The sequence below is a fragment of the Kistimonas ophiarachnellae genome (assembly GCF_057552235.1).
On the sequence record NZ_BAAJPA010000009.1, the window covers coordinates 150,233 to 168,785 of the forward strand.

At 52.1% G+C, this 18,553-nt stretch carries 15 protein-coding genes and 1 pseudogene; 9 read left to right on the forward strand and 7 right to left on the reverse strand.

Annotation, left to right across the window (positions count from 1 at the left end; genetic code table 11):
* Positions 1-76: 76 nt before the first annotated feature.
* Complete coding sequence (gene leuS / locus AC27K1_RS13085) at positions 77-2,677, reverse strand: leucine--tRNA ligase (protein ID WP_487151209.1); 2,601 nt, start codon at positions 2,675-2,677, stop codon at positions 77-79.
* A 194-nt stretch (positions 2,678-2,871) separates the two neighbouring features.
* Here leuS and AC27K1_RS13090 point away from each other — a divergent pair, with 194 nt between their 5' ends.
* Positions 2,872-3,615: a YdcF family protein gene (locus tag AC27K1_RS13090; protein WP_487151124.1), complete on the forward strand. Its 744-nt coding sequence runs from the start codon at positions 2,872-2,874 to the stop codon at positions 3,613-3,615.
* Here the strand turns inward: AC27K1_RS13090 and AC27K1_RS13095 are convergent.
* Positions 3,603-3,827: a hypothetical protein gene (locus AC27K1_RS13095; RefSeq protein WP_487151126.1), complete on the reverse strand. Its 225-nt coding sequence runs from the start codon at positions 3,825-3,827 to the stop codon at positions 3,603-3,605. The genes AC27K1_RS13090 and AC27K1_RS13095 overlap by 13 nt on opposite strands.
* Before the next feature lie 226 nt (positions 3,828-4,053).
* Between AC27K1_RS13095 and AC27K1_RS13100 the strand changes: the two genes are divergently transcribed.
* Positions 4,054-4,851, forward strand: a complete 798-nt coding sequence (locus AC27K1_RS13100; RefSeq protein ID WP_487151127.1) for a hypothetical protein — start codon at positions 4,054-4,056, stop codon at positions 4,849-4,851.
* Here AC27K1_RS13100 and lnt read toward each other — a convergent pair.
* The 4 genes from lnt to AC27K1_RS13120 are packed head-to-tail and all read right to left on the reverse strand — an operon-like array spanning position 4,848 to position 8,747.
* The gene (gene lnt / locus AC27K1_RS13105; RefSeq protein ID WP_487151129.1) at positions 4,848-6,347 is read right to left on the reverse strand and encodes an apolipoprotein N-acyltransferase; all 1,500 of its coding nucleotides are present in this window, start codon (positions 6,345-6,347) and stop codon (positions 4,848-4,850) included. The two genes, AC27K1_RS13100 and lnt, sit on opposite strands and share 4 nt — an antisense overlap.
* Positions 6,344-7,228, reverse strand: a complete 885-nt coding sequence (locus AC27K1_RS13110) for a CorC family transporter (RefSeq protein WP_395181212.1) — start codon at positions 7,226-7,228, stop codon at positions 6,344-6,346. The genes lnt and AC27K1_RS13110 overlap by 4 nt, the downstream gene beginning before the upstream one ends.
* A gap of 8 nt (positions 7,229-7,236) precedes the next feature.
* Complete coding sequence (ybeY, locus tag AC27K1_RS13115) at positions 7,237-7,713, reverse strand: rRNA maturation RNase YbeY (RefSeq protein WP_487151131.1); 477 nt, start codon at positions 7,711-7,713, stop codon at positions 7,237-7,239.
* Positions 7,713-8,747 (reverse strand): PhoH family protein, encoded by a 1,035-nt coding sequence (locus tag AC27K1_RS13120; protein WP_487151133.1) that lies wholly within the window; start codon positions 8,745-8,747, stop codon positions 7,713-7,715. Before AC27K1_RS13120 ends, ybeY begins: the two co-directional genes overlap by 1 nt.
* Positions 8,748-9,125: 378 nt before the next feature.
* Between AC27K1_RS13120 and AC27K1_RS13125 the strand changes: the two genes are divergently transcribed.
* On the forward strand, positions 9,126-11,120 hold the full coding sequence (locus AC27K1_RS13125) for an SDR family oxidoreductase (protein WP_487151135.1): 1,995 nt from the start codon (positions 9,126-9,128) through the stop codon (positions 11,118-11,120).
* A gap of 283 nt (positions 11,121-11,403) precedes the next feature.
* Positions 11,404-11,910 (forward strand): hypothetical protein, encoded by a 507-nt coding sequence (locus AC27K1_RS13130; RefSeq protein WP_487151136.1) that lies wholly within the window; start codon positions 11,404-11,406, stop codon positions 11,908-11,910.
* A gap of 213 nt (positions 11,911-12,123) precedes the next feature.
* Here AC27K1_RS13130 and miaB read toward each other — a convergent pair whose 3' ends face one another.
* Positions 12,124-13,479 (reverse strand): tRNA (N6-isopentenyl adenosine(37)-C2)-methylthiotransferase MiaB, encoded by a 1,356-nt coding sequence (gene miaB / locus AC27K1_RS13135; protein WP_487151137.1) that lies wholly within the window; start codon positions 13,477-13,479, stop codon positions 12,124-12,126.
* A 397-nt stretch (positions 13,480-13,876) separates the two neighbouring features.
* Here miaB and AC27K1_RS13140 point away from each other — a divergent pair.
* From AC27K1_RS13140 to AC27K1_RS13160, 5 genes and pseudogenes are all read left to right on the forward strand, one after another.
* A pseudogene (locus AC27K1_RS13140) lies at positions 13,877-14,014 on the forward strand (RING finger domain-containing protein); the annotation flags it as partial.
* A 78-nt stretch (positions 14,015-14,092) separates the two neighbouring features.
* Entirely contained in the window at positions 14,093-14,620 is a 528-nt protein-coding gene (locus tag AC27K1_RS13145) for a hypothetical protein (protein ID WP_487151214.1), read from the forward strand.
* 279 nt (positions 14,621-14,899) lie between these two features.
* A complete protein-coding gene (locus tag AC27K1_RS13150; protein WP_487151138.1) occupies positions 14,900-15,070 on the forward strand; it encodes a hypothetical protein in 171 nt (56 codons plus the stop codon).
* Positions 15,071-15,376: 306 nt separating this feature from the next.
* A complete protein-coding gene (locus AC27K1_RS13155) occupies positions 15,377-16,675 on the forward strand; it encodes an EDR2 domain-containing protein (protein ID WP_487151139.1) in 1,299 nt (432 codons plus the stop codon).
* Positions 16,676-16,921: 246 nt separating this feature from the next.
* Entirely contained in the window at positions 16,922-18,526 is a 1,605-nt protein-coding gene (locus AC27K1_RS13160) for an FAD-binding oxidoreductase (RefSeq protein ID WP_487151141.1), read from the forward strand.
* The last annotated feature ends 27 nt before the right edge of the window (positions 18,527-18,553 follow it).

The window sequence follows — 18,553 nt, forward strand, 5'->3', positions numbered from 1 at the left end:
TTGTAAAAAACAGGATAGGCATGTGCAAGGTAATAAAACGCCCCGAAAACAGTCTGTTCAAGGGGCGTTTTATCCATTAGCTGACGACGATATTCACCAGCTTACCTGGCACGACAATCACTTTACGTACCGTTTTGCCCTCAGTAAATTTCTGTACATTGGGTTGTTCCAATGCCAGTTTCTCCAAGGAGGCCTTGTCCGCATCGGCGGCGGTTTCCAGCTTGGCGCGTACCTTACCGTTGACCTGAACCACCAGCGTGATGCTGTCGCGAGCCAGAGCGCTTTCATCCAGTACAGGCCAGGTGGCGGCTACCACGGGCTCAGCGTGGCCCAGTGCCCGCCAGATGTTGTGCGCGATGTGGGGAACGATCGGCGCCAACAGCAGGGTGGCCGCTTCCAGCGCTTCCCGAACCACAGCGCGACCCTGGTCAGAGGTATCGCTGAAACGGCTGATGGTGTTGGTCAGTTCCATCACCGCGGCAATGGCGGTATTGAAGGTCAGACGACGGTCGCAGTCATCACTGACTTTCTTGATGGTTTCATGAGTCTTGCGGCGCAGGTCTTTCTGCTCAGCGGTCAGGGCACTCTTGTCCAGAGCCGGAGCATCACCGCCGGACAGGTGGTCGGCGACCATTTTCCACAGACGACGCAGGAAGCGGTGGGCACCTTCAACACCGGACTCTGACCATTCCAGAGACTGCTCGGGCGGAGAGGCGAACATGGTGTACAGACGTACGGTGTCCGCACCGTACTGGTCAATCAACTGCTGTGGATCGATACCGTTGTTCTTGGACTTGGACATCTTGCCCATGCCGGCATGTTCAACGTTTTCCCCGGTTTCCTTGTGCTTCGCGCTGATCAGGCGACCTTTGTCGTCCCGCTCGCTGATGACATCCGCGGGTGAAACCCAGTGCTTGGTGCCTTTTTCATCCAGCGTATAGAAGGTGTCGGCCAGTACCATGCCCTGGCAGAGCAGGCGTTTGAACGGCTCATCACTGTCTACCAGACCGGCGTCGCGCAGCAGCTTGTGGTAGAAGCGGGAGTAGAGCAGGTGCATGACGGCATGCTCGATACCACCGATGTACTGGTCCACAGGCAGCCAGTAGTTGGCGGCTGTCGGATCCAGCATAGCTTCATCGTTGTTCGGGCAGCAGTAACGGGCGTAGTACCAGCTGGATTCCATGAAGGTATCGAAGGTATCGGTTTCCCGGGTGGCGGGCTGGCCGTTGTGGCTGGTTTTAGCCCATTCCGGGTCAGCCTTGATGGGAGATTGGACGCCGTCCATTTCCACATCTTCCGGCAGACGAACCGGCAGTTCTTCCAGAGGAACCGGAACTTCGGTGCCGTCTTCCAGATAGCGCATGGGGATCGGTGCGCCCCAGTAGCGCTGGCGGCTCACACCCCAGTCGCGCAGGCGATAGTTGACCTGCTTTTCTCCCAGACCAGCATCAATCAGGTGCTGGGCAATGGCGTCGAAAGCGGCTTCAGAGGTCAGGCCGTCAAACTGGCCGGAATTCACCAAAATGCCTTTCTCGGTGTAAGCGGCTTCGCTGATATCGAATTCGATGGATGCATCAACGGGCTGAATGACCTGTTCAATGTTCAGGCCATATTTGGTGGCAAATTCCCAGTCACGCTGGTCATGTGCCGGTACCGCCATCACAGCACCTGAGCCGTAATCCATCAGCACAAAGTTGGCGACCCAGACGGGTACTTCACGACCGGAGATCGGGTGGATGGCGCGCAGGCCGGTATCCACACCTTTCTTCTCCATAGTGGCCATGTCGGCCTCAGATACGGCGTTCCGTTTGCATTCCGCAATAAACTCAGCCAGTGCCGGATTGTTTTCTGCGGCAGCCTTGGCGATAGGATGTTCAGCTGCCAGGCCGACATAGGTAACACCCATCAGGGTGTCAGGACGCGTGGTGTAAATGGTGAAGCTGTCAGCGGCGCCGGCAACCGGGTTGGACAGACTGAACGTCATTTCCACACCTTCACTGCGGCCGATCCAGTTACGCTGCATGGCCTTGACCTGTTCCGGCCAGTCTTCCAGCTTATCCAGGTCGCTCAGCAGTTCATCGGCATAGGCGGTAATCTTGACGAACCACTGGGGCAGCTCCTTGCGCTCAACGATGGTGTCACAGCGCCAGCAGCGGCCGTCTTCCACCTGCTCGTTGGCCAGTACGGTCTGGTCATTGGGACACCAGTTGACGGTCCCCATTTTCTTGTAGACCAGGCCTTTTTCATAAAGCTTGGTAAAGAACCACTGTTCCCACTTGTAGTATTCCGGACGGCAGGTAGCCAGTTCCCGGCTCCAGTCATAACCGAAGCCCAGGCGCTTGAGCTGGCCCTTCATGTACTCGATATTGGAGTAGGTCCAGGGAGCCGGTGCGGTCTTGTTCTTGATGGCGGCGTTTTCCGCGGGCAGACCGAACGCATCCCAGCCCATGGGTTGCAGGACGTTCTTGCCCTGCATGCGCTGGTAGCGGGAGACAACGTCACCAATGGTATAGTTGCGGACATGCCCCATGTGCAGACGGCCGCTCGGGTAGGGGAACATGGAAAGGCAGTAATACTTTTCCTTGCTCGGGTCTTCGGTCACGGTGAAGCTTTGGTTTTCATCCCAGTAAGACTGGGCAGCTTCCTCGATCTTGTGCGGGTGATAATGCTCTTCCATCATTGCTCTGTTTGCCTGTTCCCCGGATCAGGCCGGAGAAAGTGGTGACAGGAAAGCCGGACAGGGCCGGAGCCTGTTGAAGATAGTGATTTCAAACCGGCAAGGATACCCCAGACCCTTGCCGGCGGGTAGGGGCAGCCTGTGTCTCTGTCGGCTTTTGTTCGTACCAATGTGATGGCTTGTGGAAAGTGAGAATGATGAAGACCTTGTTGCTGCCACCCGGACTCCAGATTGTTCTGCTCATACTGGCGCTTATCCTCTGGGGTCGTTACAGGGGGGCGTCATGGGTACTCGTGCTTATCGCCGTGAGTAGTCTGTATCTGTTATCTGTTCGTCCGGTGGCAGATAAACTGGTGGTTTGGCTGGAAATGCAGCAGCCGACACTGAATGCGCAGGGGATCGAGCAGGTGTCGCCTCAGGCCATTGTTGTTGTGGGGTCGGGAATCAACGGTTATACGCCTGACTATAATATGTTGCCCCAGCCGTCTGCATTGCTGTTACAGCGACTGCGTTATACCGCCAGGGTTGCCAGTCAGACAGGGTTGCCGGTGCTTGTCAGTGGTGGTTCTGCCAACGGTATCAATGAAGCGTCAGTGATGGATCGCGTATTGCTGGAAGACTTCGGCGTTATGACACACTGGCAGGAAGACCAGAGTACGACGACCATGGACAATGGTCGCTTGTCGCATGCGATTCTGTCGCAATCGAATATCTCCCGTATTGTCCTTGTTACCCATGCGCTGCATATGCCACGGGCAGCCAGCGTGTTCCGGGATCAGGGGTTTGAGGTCATCACGGCGCCGACAGCGTATTTACGTACGCTTTCCCATTATGAGTGGCAAGATTGGCTGCCCACATTGCCGGAATTAAGAAAAAGCCAGTTGGCCCTGCATGAAATGGCAGGACTGTTGTGGTATCGGATTCGCTACGGCGTATAAAACAGACAGTTCCCAATGATCGGTTTCAGGTTATGTGCCATATAGGCATGGATATCCAGCGTACCCGCTTCGTAGTCAGCAAAGAGCTGATCACTTTGAATAAGAAAATCAGGATAATCAATTAACCCGGAATCGACACAAAACTTAGCCCAGAGGGAAGCGCTGTCACCATTAATCAGGGTGTGGTCAAGATCAAAAATAGGCAGTGCCATGGTCGTTGTGCCCGGATTTACGCTTATTCGTCATCAGGGAGGCCTTATTGTAAACCTCTTGTTATGACGATTTGACGCCAGACACCCTGCGGGGACGTAGCTGATCGGCTGGTCAAACTGGAAAACTGGCGGTCTGCTACATATTCTCAATAAATAAACAGGATTCAAGCCAACAAGTGGCCGGGATGTTTTACGGAAGAACCGATCCAGCCTGCAGGGATTGCACATGAGAAACGTATGTAAACAGGTATCACTGACCAGCTTTCTTCTGCTGATTGTCTTTGTCAGTACGCCCAGCGTTGCGGCAGACAAAAATGCCTTGATTAATGATCTATACCACCGTTCCGGTCTTAAGATGCAGTTGGACTGGATGCAGAATAATTTTGCCGATGCCCGGGCTTTATTTGGCAATGAAGCCCAACAGGCCGATGAGGCTACCCGTAAGATGATGGGGCAGCTGGATCAGAGCCTGAAAGAGAAGTTCTCAGACCAGCGTGTCCGTGGCATTGTGTTGGACCATCTTGATCGTGGTTTGTCTGAACAGCAGCTGGAGCAGATTCTCCAGATCATGGATGACCCCATCTGGCAACGGGCCTGGGAGCTGGAAGGGCGCGCCTATCAGCCAGACGGCATCGCCCAGATGCAGCAATACATTGCCCAGAGGCTTGAAGCCAGACCACCACGTGGGACAAGGGTCGATCTGGTGAATGAATTGATTGATGTGACGGATGCTGTGGATCTGACCCTGGAAATGGCGATTCAGGGCGCCTTGATGGCATCCCGCATCATGATGGAAAAGCTGGGCAAAACAGAAATTACTGAAAAGCAGATGGAAGATGCTGCACGTCGGCAGATGGAAAACTACCGCGGACAGTACCGGGATATGCTCACAGCGCAGATGCTGTATATCTATCGGTACATGTCCGACAGCCAGTTAAAAGCCTATATCCAGCTCTATTCCTCACCGATAATGCGCAAGCTGAATAATACAGTTACCGGCGCCCTGTTGGCGGTCATGCGTTAGCGAGACCGCCAGGGTTTCAAACTTGCTACCAACAACAGTAGACAGAATGCCAGTACCGGCCATGAGCCGAAGCGCATGAACGGGGTGTCCCCGGTCATTACCGGTAGTTCCCCCTCCAGAACCCCTGCCTGATATTGGGCGATCTGATTGACAACATGCCCTTTCTCATCAATTAGCGCACTGATGCCGTCATTGGTTCCACGAATCATATAGCGTCCGGTTTCCAGTGCCCGCATGCGAGCCATCTGAAAATGCTGGAACGGACCAATGGATGTGCCAAACCAGGTGTCATTGCTGATGGTGATCAGGAAACCGGTATCACGAGCCAACGCTGCTGCAAAGTCCGGATAGACAACTTCGTAGCAGATATAGGCCGCAACGGGGTATCCGGCGACCTGAAGCGGGGGCTGGTTGTCACTGCCGAGTGAGAACGATGACATGGGTAGATCGAAGAAGGCAATCAGACCACGCAGTACAGACTCAAAGGGGACATATTCTCCGAAAGGCACCAGCTTCTGTTTGAAGTAGTGACCCTCGTTACTACCCAGGCTGATGATGCTGTTATAGAAACGGTCGTTTTCATACCAGGGCATGCCAAGTACCAGGTTGGTATGCACATTTTTACCCTGTGCATCCAGCTGATCCATCAGTGCCGGGACATTCTGATAGAGCGTGGGTATGGCATTCTCAGGCCAGATAACAATATCCCTGCTCCAGAACGGTTGGGTCAGCTGGAGATACGTTTCAATCGTGTCATCCAGATGACCGGGTTTCCATTTCAGGTCCTGTGAAATATTGCCCTGGACGGCTGCAAATGACAGCGCTTTTTCCTTAATCGGTTGGGTCCATTGAACGGTCTGAAGTGGGAAACTAAGCAGCAAAAGGACAACTGTGCTGGTCAAGATAGTAAGCAGTGTCCGGTCATGTTGATAGCGAAGGTATTGTATTAATCCACTGGCAAACAGCACTAGCAGCAGTGACAACCCAAGGACGCCAGTAACAGGCGCCCAGCTTGCCAATGGCGTATCAATCAACGTGTAGCCGCCATAAAGCCAGGGAAACCCTGTCAGGAACCAGCTGCGTACCCATTCAAACAACACCCATGTTGAACTGAATAACAGGACGGGCGGCCAGCTGTTTTCGCTGTTGATGCGCCGACAGAGCCAGCGATACAGGGCAAACTGTGGTGCAGTAAATACCAACGCCAGAGCCATAACAAACAGGGCGGTAAAGGCAAAGGCCAACGGCGCCGGAGCACTACCAAAGTTATGGATACTGACATAAACCCACGAAACGCCAGCCCCATAAAAACCTACACCAAACCACCAACCACGCCAGGCAGCCTGCCTCGGTGAGAGGCCCTGCATCAACCAGAAAATAGCTGCACTGACCAGCAGGAAGACTGGCCAGAGATCAAAAGGGCTGAACGCCAGTGTCGCACAGGCACCGGCAAGGCCGGCCAATAGATGGCCGGCCTTGGGATGGAGTCTGATCATTGGGCGGGAGTTACCCGCAGCAGACGAATCCGACGGTTATCCGCGTTCAGTACCTGGAAGGAGAAGTTGTCGATCGTGATGGTTTCATTGCGCTTGGGTAAGTGACCGAACTGCTGCATCACAATACCGCCGATGGTATCGAATTCTTCTTCACTGAACTCACTGTCAAAGTGCTCGTTGAAGTCTTCAATGGGCGTCAGTGCCTTGACCACGTATTCGCCGTCATTCAGCGGTTTGATGAAGCTGTCTTCCTCGACGTCGTACTCATCCTCAATATCACCGACGATTTGTTCCATGACATCTTCGATGGTGACGAGGCCGGCTACACCGCCATATTCATCAATAACGATTGCCATATGATTCCGGTTGGTACGGAAATCATGCAGCAGCACGTTCAGTCGCTTACTTTCAGGAATCACTGTGGCAGGACGCAGCAGGTCCTTGATAGCAAAGCGACGGCTACCCTTGTCCAGAATCAACGGCAGCAGATCCTTGGCCAGCAGAACCCCGAGGACTTCATCCTTGGTATCACCAATCACCGGAAAGCGGGAGTGCCCAGACTCAATCAGCGCTGGCAGGAACTGCTCCGGGGTTTCTTCCGCCCGGATGCAGACCATCTGGGAGCGGGGAATCATGACCTCGCGTACCTGCATGTCAGCGACCTGGATAGCGCCCTCAATGATCTGCAGGGCCTCGCTGTCGAGCAGTTCGCTGTGCTCGGCATCCCGTAGCTGGTTGAGCAGTTCTTCACGGTTCTTGGGGTCGTTGGAGAAAACCTGCTTCAGCCGGTCCAGCCAGTTTTTCTGGTGCTGATGCGCGCCAGCGCTCTGTGATGGCTGGCTGACGGGCTGTTGAGACGGGTTAGGGTGGTCGTCGCTCATTGTCTTCTTTACGTGGTTTCCGGAGAAAGCTCATCCATGGCGTAAGGGGCGGGATAGCCCAGTCCTGTCAGAACCTGTGTTTCCAGCGCCTCCATTTCGAGGGCGTCTGCGTCTTCTATATGGTCATACCCCAGCAGATGCAAGGTCCCGTGAACAACCATGTGAGCCCAATGGGCTTCCGGGGTTTTTTGCTGTTCCCGGGCTTCCCGCTCGACGACCGGTGCGCAGATCACCAGGTCGCCGATCAGCGGCAGCCCGAGTTCTTCGGGCAGGTCTGATGGGAAGGAGAGTACGTTGGTTGGCCCTTGCTTGTTGCGCCAGGTCTGGTTCAACTCAGCGCCTTCCTCAGTATCCACGATCAGGATACTGATCTCGGTTTCGTCACGGGCAGTGCCGACAGCGGCCTCTGCCCATTGGGTCAGCGTGGCTTCAGAAGGCAGGTTGTCGCTGTCGCTGTTGACCTGAAGGTCAATATGGATGGCCATCAGGCAGTCCCCTTGGTTTTGCGGGACTGCTGAATACGGTCGTGCTGGTCGTAAGCCTCGACGATCTTCTGAACCAGCGGGTGCCGGACAACGTCGCGGGAATTGAACATGGTAAAGCCGATACCCGGTACACCTTCCAAAACTTCAATGGCGTGTGCCAGTCCGGAACGGGTGCCGCGGGGCAGGTCGACCTGGGTGATATCACCGGTAATGATGGCGGTGGAACCAAACCCGATCCGGGTCAGGAACATCTTCATCTGCTCGACCGTGGTGTTCTGGGATTCATCCAGAATGATGAAGGCATTGTTCAGGGTACGGCCACGCATATAAGCCAGCGGCGCGACTTCGATGACGTTCTTTTCGATCAGTCTAGCAACACGGTCGAAACCAATCATTTCATAGAGCGCGTCATACAGAGGACGGAGATAAGGATCGATTTTCTGGGCCAGATCACCGGGCAGGAAGCCCAGCTTTTCGCCCGCTTCAACCGCCGGACGTACCAGCAGGATACGGCGAATCTGTTCCATTTCCAGCGCCTGTACCGCACAGGCTACCGCAAGGTAGGTCTTGCCGGTGCCAGCCGGGCCAATACCAAAGTTGATGTCATTTTCCAGAATGGTGCGGACATACTGTTGCTGGTTAGGTCCCCGGGGTTTGATCAGGCCCTTGCGGGTTCTGAGACTGACCGACTCGAGATCCTGAACAACCTGTGTACCGTCAATCACGGCTTCAACCGAGGCATTCTGAAGGAACAAATGCACGGTTTCCGGCGAAAGGTCATTGGCGCCGTCGGTTTCGGCATAGAGTTGGCGAAGGATATCTTCCCCGGCATCTACCATCTGTTCATCGCCAGCCAGTTCAAAATGGTTGCCGCGATTATTGATACGGATACCAAGTCGCTGCTCAATTTGCTTCAGGTGTTCATTGAATTGGCCGCATAGCAGGGCGAAACGGTGAGCGTCGAGAGGCTCAAGGTCGAATTGGCGGGCAGATGCCCCGGTGGGTTGTGCGTTCAAAGTGTCGTGATCAACCATGTTACAGCGTATGTATTGAGCATATACCGGTTAGCCCATCATGGAAAGCATGAGGGCGGTAGCGACTCATTGGCTCCTGATAAAACGGCGTTATTGAAGCGACTCGCTTTCAGACCCGGTCTGACACGCCGGATAACCGTCGGTCGCTACTATAACAAAAACGGAGAATTCTTAAATTTTAAATCGGCATTCGTTATAAAATGGTCGCCCGAAGGGACAGGCTGCGATTGGCACGGATCGTGATAAACCAACCGCAGAGCCTCAGGGTGTTTGCGTCGATACTGCGCAATGGCACGTTACCCTGAGAACAATGAAAGGTTTTCCGCGGTGTTGCAGTGGGAAATTTTTTCACAATAACAAGATAAGGAAGGACCATTGATGCGTTATTTTGTTACCGGTGGTACCGGTTTCATCGGCCGTTTTCTGGTTGAACGGTTACTGGGGCAAGGGGCGACGGTCTATGCGCTGGTGCGTGAAAACTCTATTGATAAGCTGGATGCTTTGCGCGAACGCTGTGGCGTTGATGAAACCCGGCTTGTCGGTGTTGTGGGGGATTTGACAGCCCCGGCTCTGGGTATTGATGAGAATACCCGGAACAGTCTCAACGGTTCGATCGATCATTTTTTCCACCTGGCCGCTATCTACGACATGAAAGCGGATGCCGAAAGCCAGGAACAGGCCAATATTGAAGGAACGCGCGCAGCGGTGTCCTGCGCTGAAGCCTTGTCAGCCGGTTGCTTTCACCATGTCAGCTCCATTGCCGCGGCGGGCTTGTATCGCGGTACGTTCCGTGAAGATATGTTCGACGAAGCGGAACATCTCGACCATCCCTACCTTCGTACCAAGCACCTGGCAGAGAAAGTCGTGCGTGACGACTGCAAGGTACCCTGGCGTGTTTACCGGCCGGGTATGGTTATCGGCCACTCAGAAACCGGTGAGATGGATAAGGTTGATGGCCCTTACTATTTCTTCAAGCTGCTGCAGAAACTGCGTCAGTCACTGCCCCAGTGGATGCCGACCATCGGTATAGAAGGTGGTCGGATGAACATTGTCCCGGTGGATTTTGTGGTCAACGCCATGGCGCACATTGCCAGCCAGCCGGGGCTGGATGGCCAGTGTTTCCATCTGGTGGATCCGGATCCGTCCAAAGTCGGTGAAGTGATGAACATCTTTGCCGAGGCGGGACATGCACCCAAAATGGCCATGCGGATTGATTCGCGCATGTTTGGCTTTATCCCCAAGATGATCCGCGACGGTATCACCCGCCTGCCACCTGTCCAGCGTATTCGTGATGCCTTGCTGGAAGACCTGGGTATTCCGCCGACCGTCATGAACTTTGTGAATTACCCGACCAAATTCGACTGCCGGGAAACCGAACGCGCCTTGAAAGGCTCGGACATCGAATGTCCGAGATTACAAGACTATGCTCCGGCTATCTGGGATTTCTGGGAGCGCAAGCTGGATCCGGAATTGTCCGTGGATCGAACCATCAAGGGTGCCGTTCAGGGCAAGACCATCGTAATTACCGGGGCAACGTCGGGTATCGGCAAGGCGACAGCGCTGAAGCTGGCAGAAAGCGGCGCCAAGTTGATTCTGGTGGCTCGGACACCGGAGAAACTGAAAGAAACACAGCAGGAAATCGCCCAGCTTGGCGGTGAAGCCCATATTTACCGTTGTGATATCAGTGTGCCGGAGGACTGTGAAAAGCTGGTGGGCACAGTGCTGACCGATCACGGTCACGTCGATATTCTGGTCAACAACGCAGGACGTTCAATCCGACGCTCCATTGCTCTGTCGTTTGATCGGTTCCATGATTTCGAGCGAACCATGCAGCTGAACTATTTTGGTGCATTGAAGCTGATCATGGGCTTTTCTCCGGCCATGCTGGAAAAACGTCGCGGACACATTATCAATATTTCGTCCATCGGCGTGCTGACCAATGCGCCAAGATTCTCTGCCTATGTCGCCTCAAAAGCGGCGCTGGACGCCTTTTCCCGTTGTGCGGCGGCGGAGTTCTCTGACCGTAACGTCAAGTTCACCACCATCAATATGCCGCTGGTGAAAACTCCGATGATCGGGCCGACCAAGATCTATGACTCGGTACCGACCCTGACGCCAGACGAAGCAGCTGATATGGTGCTCGATGCCATGATTAACAAGCCCAAGCGAATTGCTACACGCTTGGGTATCTTTGCCCAGGTCGTGAATGCACTGGCGCCCAGGGCCAGCGAAATCATCATGAACACCGGGTTCAAGATGTTTCCGGATTCCGCGGCAGCTCGTGGAGATCAGGAGGCTGATAAAGGGAAGAATACGGCTATTTCCTCAGAGCAGGTGGCCTTTGCTGCACTGTTGCGGGGGATTTATTGGTAGCCGGTATAAATTATCAGTGTTTTATTGAGGAATAAGGCTGTTGGTTTATCAATGGCCTTATTTATAAACGCGTTGATAATTTATCGGAAAGTTGTAGAGACAGCGTTTCTGCGAGAATTGGATTACACGACATAGTATCAGTTTAGGAAGGGTTTTCGATACGTTGGTATCAGCGTTTCAATATGTCGTTGTCAGTACGATTTATTTTGACAATTGTCATGTTGTAAACCAAATTCCCAAGTGTCTGGAAACAAAGCTTGTGCAATGAATGTGATGTGGATAAATGCCTGTATATCATCACAATGGTGGTTATGATCAAGCTCAGCCAATCCATATTTCGGGTTTTATAACGGAAATTATGTATGTCGGTGAAGCTGAAGGTCCGTTATATATACTTTCAGAACGTGGGAAGATGCTGGGGGTTCATGAAGCGGCATTACAAGAGATCAATGTTTTCAGTCAATCAACAAGAGCTGTTAGCTTGGTTAGCTGTGCATCGGTTATCTATTTTTCGGCATGCTCTGAAATGATGCCGGGAGCATGGGTTCATCATGTAAATGCTGGCTTGCTAAGGCTCCATGATATCGAAACAGCCATGTTTAATCTCCAAAATCCTCCCTTGGATAGTCTCTTTGTCATTATTGCGCATCCTTATGAATCGGACGAAGGTTATCAAGAGTCTGCTACTTCTTTGTCATCTTTTGGTATTCCGGCAAATCATATTGTTGAAATAACCGATCTGGGCAGTCCATCCTTTGGGATTAATAATTATGGATGGATTGGCTGCTGATCAGCGTAATGCGGTATTGAGCCAGCGTTTTCCGTGTTAGTGGTGAGCAGGGTGTGGCTTTTGAAGGAAAGAAACATTGCCCGGATTTTGTTGGACCAGCAAGAGTTACTGCGCTGCTTCCCTGCTTTTACACCTGCACCTCCCCTATGATGGACAGGGAGGTACGGTGTATGTCGGGTCATTTAAACCCGATGGGAATAGCTAGATTGTCATTCACAAGCCAACGGCGTTATCCAGTTCAGAAGAAACCAGTTCTCCCCGCAGGCTGTGCGGGAATGCTTCCAGAATCAGTACATCAGCAAAACGGCCGATTAATCGGGGATCTGCACAGTGGAAGTTAACCACACGGTTACATTCAGTCCGACCCTGAAGCTGTCCGGGATCTTTCTTGGAAAAGTCTGTCACCAGGATGCGCTGGGTGGTGTCCACCAGGCGACGACTGATCTGCATAGTCTGCTGGTTGATACGATCCTGCAGGATCTGCAGACGTTGCTTCTTCACCTCTGCCGGCACGTCGTCCGGCATGTCGGAGGCGGGTGTTCCCGGGCGCTTACTGTAGATAAAGCTGAATGAGGCGTCGAAATTGACGTCTGCGATAAGATTCATGGTGTCCTGAAAATCACGGTCTGTTTCGCCGGGGAAGCCGACAATAAAGTCAGACGACATGCTCAGGTCAGGGCGAATCTTGCGCAGCTTGCGAATCTTGGACTTGTATTCCAGCGCCATATGACCGCGCTTCATCAGGGCAAGGACGCGATCGGAACCACTTTGTACCGGCAGATGCAGGTGGCTGACCAATTCTGGTACATCTTCGTAGACCTGGATCAGGCTTTCTGAGAATTCCACGGGGTGAGACGTGGTGAAACGGATCCGTCCGATGCCGTCAATAGCCGCGACATAGGTGATCAGTTCCGCGAGATCGGCCACGCTGCCGTCGTGCTTCTCACCGCGATAGGCGTTGACGTTCTGTCCCAGCAGGTTGATTTCACGAACGCCCTGTTCGGCCAGGGAGACACATTCGGCGATCACATCATCAAAGGGCCGGCTGACTTCATCGCCACGGGTATAAGGGACGATACAGAACGTGCAGTATTTGCTGCAGCCTTCCATCACGGAAACAAAAGCCGTGGGTCCGTTGACACTGGGTTCAGGAAGGCGATCAAATTTCTCGATTTCAGGGAACGTGACATCGACCACTGCTTTGCTGGTGGTCTTGCTGGCATCGATCATCTCTGGCAGACGGTGCAGGGTCTGTGGCCCGAAAATAACATCGACGTAGGGCGCACGGCGACGGATGGCATCACCCTCCTGACTGGCGACACAGCCGCCTACGCCAATGACCAGGTCAGGGTTTTGTTCTTTCAGGCGTTTCCACCGACCGAGCTGGTGGAACAGTTTTTCCTGGGCTTTTTCCCGGACTGAACAGGTGTTCACCAGCAGAACATCCGCATCATCCGGGCTGTCGGTCAGCTCAAGCTCATGGGTTTCACCGAGCAGGTCCGCCATGCGGGCAGAATCATACTCGTTCATCTGGCAACCATGGGTTTTGATGTATAGCTTCTTACGCATCCGCTTGTGTTACCGTTTCGGACAAAATGGGTCGGTGCCACTGACGGGCATCGTCTCTGTTGGGCTGCCCCAATGAGAAAACCGCCCATTTTAGAGCCACAGAATTTATTTGACCAGCCTGACGGATAACAACCGGTGCCCGTTACAGTAAAGCCAATGTCCCGGAATGTTCACGTGCTTTCCGTAATGCCACTCGTTTAAGCGTTTGGAACCATCGTTGCCAACGAAATGGCTCCAGAAAGACCAAGGGGTTGCCGAGTATGAATTCTCGCCCCCTCAATTACGTCTTAAACGAGTGGCATTAGGCCTTTGTGCGAATTGTAGTTTCAGATCTAAGGGAACTAAAACCAAATATAAAGTATCTATTGCCCTAAACATAAAATGGAAAGGTTTTGATATGGTTAGTAATAATAGTTATGAATGTTGCATATGCTTTGACACATCGAACTGCGAACCAATCACTCTGGCATGCGGACATACGTTTGGTAAAAGATGCGTGGGGATATGGATAGATCGCAGCGAGACAGCTCAATGCCCTGCATGCAGGCAAGGAATAGATGATGTTGACCTTACAAGAATAAACACTATCCCACTGAGGGATCGCGCAATAAGATTGAAGTATCGCGCAATCAGATTGAAGGATCGCGCAATAAGAATTCCGAAAAAATCTTGTATGATTTTTTTCCGGTGCATTTCAAAGCTAACGATTATTTCTAATCTTTTCTATCTGGGCCCGTTTGCAGCATTGAGTCCTTTTTGCTGGCTTGTAGGAGCTCGCGAGGCTGCTAATTTATGTGCTATTACGTTTGGTATCCCGATATACACTCTTGCTATTGCCGAGGGTTGCGGGGTTGCTATCGGAGCTGTCGGGGCTGCTGCCGAGGTTGATTTTTTCTGGTCAGCTACTATTGGGGGGGCTATTGGAGGTGCTATTGGGGAGGCTATTATTAGTGGTGCCGCGATTATGAGTACTAATACTACTGTCGATTCTTTATCGGACGAAGGTGTTGGGAGTGCTGGCCTGATGGGTAGGGCTGTTACATTGATTGCGGGTTCTTTTTCTCTAGGGGGCTTATTTGGTATGAAGGGGGTTACCCGTTCTTATCAAGAACAAAGATTAAATCCAGTAGTGGTGGATTAAAGCTGTCAACTTAATAGTCTTCCCCCCTGTGTCGCTGCTGGTTCTTCTGACAACACGGTAATTGCCGTGGGACATTACAGTTTCCGAAAATATCCAATGTTCTTGCGTCAGGCTTTCATGTCCCCGGCCAGTGAACCACTCGACCGCCTGGTTGATCAGGTCATCCTCCCACCAATCCCCAACCGGCCTTTCCTGATAATGGTCATAGTAGAGCCATGGGCCATACGGGTGACAGTCTGCGTCCGTCGTTGATCGGCAAGCGGCAGACCGGACTGAAGCATGGAACCCTGCCGTCGAAGAATACGCAAGGCATCAGTGAACCTGTTTGCGGTTACCATCGTACATGTTTCCAAAGATGGCGCTATGAATTGGGTAAATGGCCGCCAGCAAGCGCTGGTTGTTGGGGGTATTGAGGCCTTGAACAGCTTTGTCCAGGCTGGATTCCGGTAGATCCGTTCTCAATCGTTGAATGCGCGGTTCAGTGGAGTCTCCGCGTCGGTATAGGTCATGGTCACCAGACTGCCTGAGAAAATCGTTGTGGGTTAAGTAGGACTACCTCGGATAAGGAGGATATCCATATTGTTTGTATGGGGAACTTGGTTGGTCCGATAAGGTCTAAAGAATATGATCTAAGCGTGTTGGTTTTTATGTTGTCTAGTATGAATCATTCATTCCGGCTATTTGTCATCTTTCATTAGAACTTTTCAGTTGTCCGATATCTAAATAATAGGGGTTAATCAATTAGTCGAGGTAATTATGGCTTCAACGGCAGTTGAAACGTCAACTCAGCCTGTTGCATCTAATAATATGGGTAATGAAGGTGGTGACGTTGTTGTAAGACAACGCGTCAATTGCTGGCAGCGCTGCGTTAAATGTTTGGATTATGCCATTGATTGCTTTGTTAATATGCTGGCAAGGATATATTACTGCTGCCTGTTTATGGATGGAATATGCCGGCAGCTCTGTGGACGTGAAGTCAGAGCTGAAGTTAAACCTGTTTTTATAGAAAGTGATGATGAAGAAGAGGTGTTTTTTGATTGTTCAGGCCGTGAGACGGCCGAGATTGATGTTGGTGACAGTGGTATCCCAATGGATGAGAGTGCAGAGCCTCCCTTTGAGGACGCACTGGATTTCTCAGACGATTGGGAAGAATCAGAAAAATACGTAAAACAAGAAATGAAAGAAGTGGATGAGTTGGAAATGTCTTATCGTTGTCTGAAAGATAGGGACAGTTTGAAAATAAAGCCCAATATTCCACATTGTTATCCACGAAAATTCTGGGATACTCATGATCCAAAGCGCTTCAGGCTTAGAGCCAGGGATTATGATAGTGGGCTTGGTGAGCCAAAAGAGGCTGCTGATTATTCACTGTTTGATCTGGAAGGTGTGCAATTACTCAATACTGGTGACGAGGATGTAACACATATCTCAAAATATGAACAATCGCTGCCGAACAGGCTGATGACGGCCGACGAGAAGGTTTCTCCGTTACATCGCTCTCCACGTTTCTATTTTTCAGTTGGTTTTAAGTTGCCTACCACAGAAGGTTGTATTTTGTTGGTTACGGCATCAGCATCAATGAAAAAGCTGTTTTTGGCTCAGCGTTTAAATGCCGGGCGTTTGTTTAAGAGTTTTGTAATGGGCGATGATGAATATAGAAATCAGCGTTTAAAGGTTGTGCCGGATCTGGTGGAAGTACCTGCTGCGGCGAATCTCTTTCCTCCAAAGCCTGGTATTGTAGGTTCCGATTTTGAAATTCACTATAACTATAAAAAAGGGCGATATCTGGAAGCATTGATTGATATTAATAAACCTAAAACCTACAGAGGCGTTGGTGCAAAGTTTGGCGGCTCCCTGTTTTTGGGGCAGGCAAAAAAATGTATTACAGGACTTGGTGTTTTAGTGCAGGCAAAAGAAAAAGATAATGAAGAGCTTCCTGAGAGGCTCGCTATGACGGTCAAGATAGAAAAGGCATTAATTGAAGTGCAAAAGAAGTTGGATTTGAAACGAGTGAAGGAAATAGAGGCTTCAGATGATCCAAATGTTCTTTTTTAATCTTGAAAGATAGCGATTACTGTTTAAATTGCCATCTGACCTATCCATTATGGTATTCCTCAATGGCCTAAACTAACCACTATTTAATGGGAATTTGCTCATGACAGATAGCATGTCCAGTCCGATAATCCCACTGCATTTTTAATCCTTCCCCGCTTGATATCTGCAGAGTACACTCTCCGATAATTGCCGGGGGAAGCCGGTCAAACAATCAGAGCATCAGCCAGCCAGGGGAAGAATAATACCATGCGTTACTGGAACAGCTGGGGTACAGACACCACCGAAAAACCCACCATCACAGAGGGCGCCCGCGAGTTTGTCAGCGAGAAACTGGGCGAAGGGCGGGTTTTGCCGCAGGCGAGCCTGGATGAGGTTTGTGACAAGGTACCTGCATCGCGCCTGCCGGACCATGAGCTGATCTGTAAGGATGTTGAGCATCGTGTCCGCCATGCCCGGGGGCAGTCATTACCGGACTGGGTGGCCATGAAAAGCGGGGTGTTTGACTGTTTCCCCGATGGTGTCGCTTATCCGGAAACGCCTGAACACATTCGCACCCTGATGGATCTGGCCAGGGAGAAAGATTTTGTCATCATTCCTTATGGTGGCGGCACCAGTGTGGCCGGACATATCAATCCCCCGTCGCTGAATAAGCCGGTGTTGACATTAAGCCTTGAGCACATGAACCGGCTCATCAGCCTGGATACAGAAAGCCAGATTGCCACGTTCGGGCCCGGTACGCCCGGCCCCATGGTGGAGGCGCAGCTGGCCCGCAGTGGTTATACCCTGGGGCATTTCCCGCAATCCTTTGAGTTATCCACCATCGGTGGCTGGGTCGCCAGTCGGTCCAGTGGACAACAGTCACTGCGCTATGGACGTATTGAGCAGTTGTTTGCCGGCGGTCGTCTGGAAACCTTTGATGGCACGCTGGAAATCCCTACGATGCCGGCGTCTTCTGCCGGCCCTGATATCCGGGAAATGGTGCTGGGCTCGGAAGGGCGCATGGGTGTGCTTTCCGAGGTGAAAGTGCGGGTAAGCCCGGCGCCTGAGAAAGAAAAGTTTTTTGTCGTTTATTTCCCGAACTGGCGGGATGGGTTCAACTGCACAAAGACGGCAGTGCAGTCCCGGATTCCGCTTTCGATGCTCCGCTTATCCAATGCCATAGAAACCTTTACACAGTTGAAGCTGGCTGGCCATGAAGATCTCATTGCCATGCTCGAAAAATACCTGCGCTTCCGGAATGTTGATGAAGGCAAATGCATGCTGACATTTGGCATTACCGGCACCCGTGCTCAATACCGTGCTGCACATCGCCAGATTCGTCGACTGGTTCGTCATTATAACGGCGTCGGCATGACCATTGGTGATCGCATTGGCCGTATCTGGGAAAAGGGGCGTTTCCGATTCCCCTATCTGCGTGAAAACCTGTGGCAGGAAGGTTATGCGGTCGACACCCTGGAAACCTCTGTGGACTGGAGTCGTGTAGACAACACCCTCAATGCCATTGAGGATGCCCTGCGCGGTGCGCTGGCAGATCAGGATGAGCAGGTGCATGTCTTCACCCATCTGTCGCATTTTTATGCACAGGGTTCCAGCATTTACACCACCTATCTGTTCCGCTGCGGTGAAACCTACGAGGAAACGCTGGCTAACTGGCGGAAACTGAAAAGTGCAGCGTCCCGGGCGGTGGTGGCCAATGGGGGAACCATCAGCCATCAGCACGGCGTGGGACGAGATCATGCACCTTATCTCTCTGCCGAAAAAGGCGAACTGGGAATGGCGGCGATCAGCTCCCTGTGCCAACGCTTTGATCCGGAAGGCCGGCTGAATCCGGGCGCGTTGCTGGAAGCCTGACCGGTTATTCCTGATGACCTGATAACC

Coding starts and splice junctions, on each gene's coding strand:
- AC27K1_RS13130 (WP_487151136.1), top strand. CDS start 11,404: ATGCCTGTATATCATCACAATGGTGGTTATGATCAAGCTCAGCCAATC.
- AC27K1_RS13150 (WP_487151138.1), top strand. CDS start 14,900: ATGGAACCCTGCCGTCGAAGAATACGCAAGGCATCAGTGAACCTGTTT.
- miaB (WP_487151137.1), bottom strand. CDS start 13,479: ATGCGTAAGAAGCTATACATCAAAACCCATGGTTGCCAGATGAACGAG.
- AC27K1_RS13155 (WP_487151139.1), top strand. CDS start 15,377: ATGGCTTCAACGGCAGTTGAAACGTCAACTCAGCCTGTTGCATCTAAT.
- AC27K1_RS13110 (WP_395181212.1), bottom strand. CDS start 7,228: ATGAGCGACGACCACCCTAACCCGTCTCAACAGCCCGTCAGCCAGCCA.
- AC27K1_RS13160 (WP_487151141.1), top strand. CDS start 16,922: ATGCGTTACTGGAACAGCTGGGGTACAGACACCACCGAAAAACCCACC.
- AC27K1_RS13125 (WP_487151135.1), top strand. CDS start 9,126: ATGCGTTATTTTGTTACCGGTGGTACCGGTTTCATCGGCCGTTTTCTG.
- AC27K1_RS13120 (WP_487151133.1), bottom strand. CDS start 8,747: ATGGTTGATCACGACACTTTGAACGCACAACCCACCGGGGCATCTGCC.
- AC27K1_RS13100 (WP_487151127.1), top strand. CDS start 4,054: ATGAGAAACGTATGTAAACAGGTATCACTGACCAGCTTTCTTCTGCTG.
- ybeY (WP_487151131.1), bottom strand. CDS start 7,713: ATGGCCATCCATATTGACCTTCAGGTCAACAGCGACAGCGACAACCTG.
- lnt (WP_487151129.1), bottom strand. CDS start 6,347: ATGATCAGACTCCATCCCAAGGCCGGCCATCTATTGGCCGGCCTTGCC.
- leuS (WP_487151209.1), bottom strand. CDS start 2,677: ATGGAAGAGCATTATCACCCGCACAAGATCGAGGAAGCTGCCCAGTCT.
- AC27K1_RS13095 (WP_487151126.1), bottom strand. CDS start 3,827: ATGGCACTGCCTATTTTTGATCTTGACCACACCCTGATTAATGGTGAC.
- AC27K1_RS13090 (WP_487151124.1), top strand. CDS start 2,872: ATGATGAAGACCTTGTTGCTGCCACCCGGACTCCAGATTGTTCTGCTC.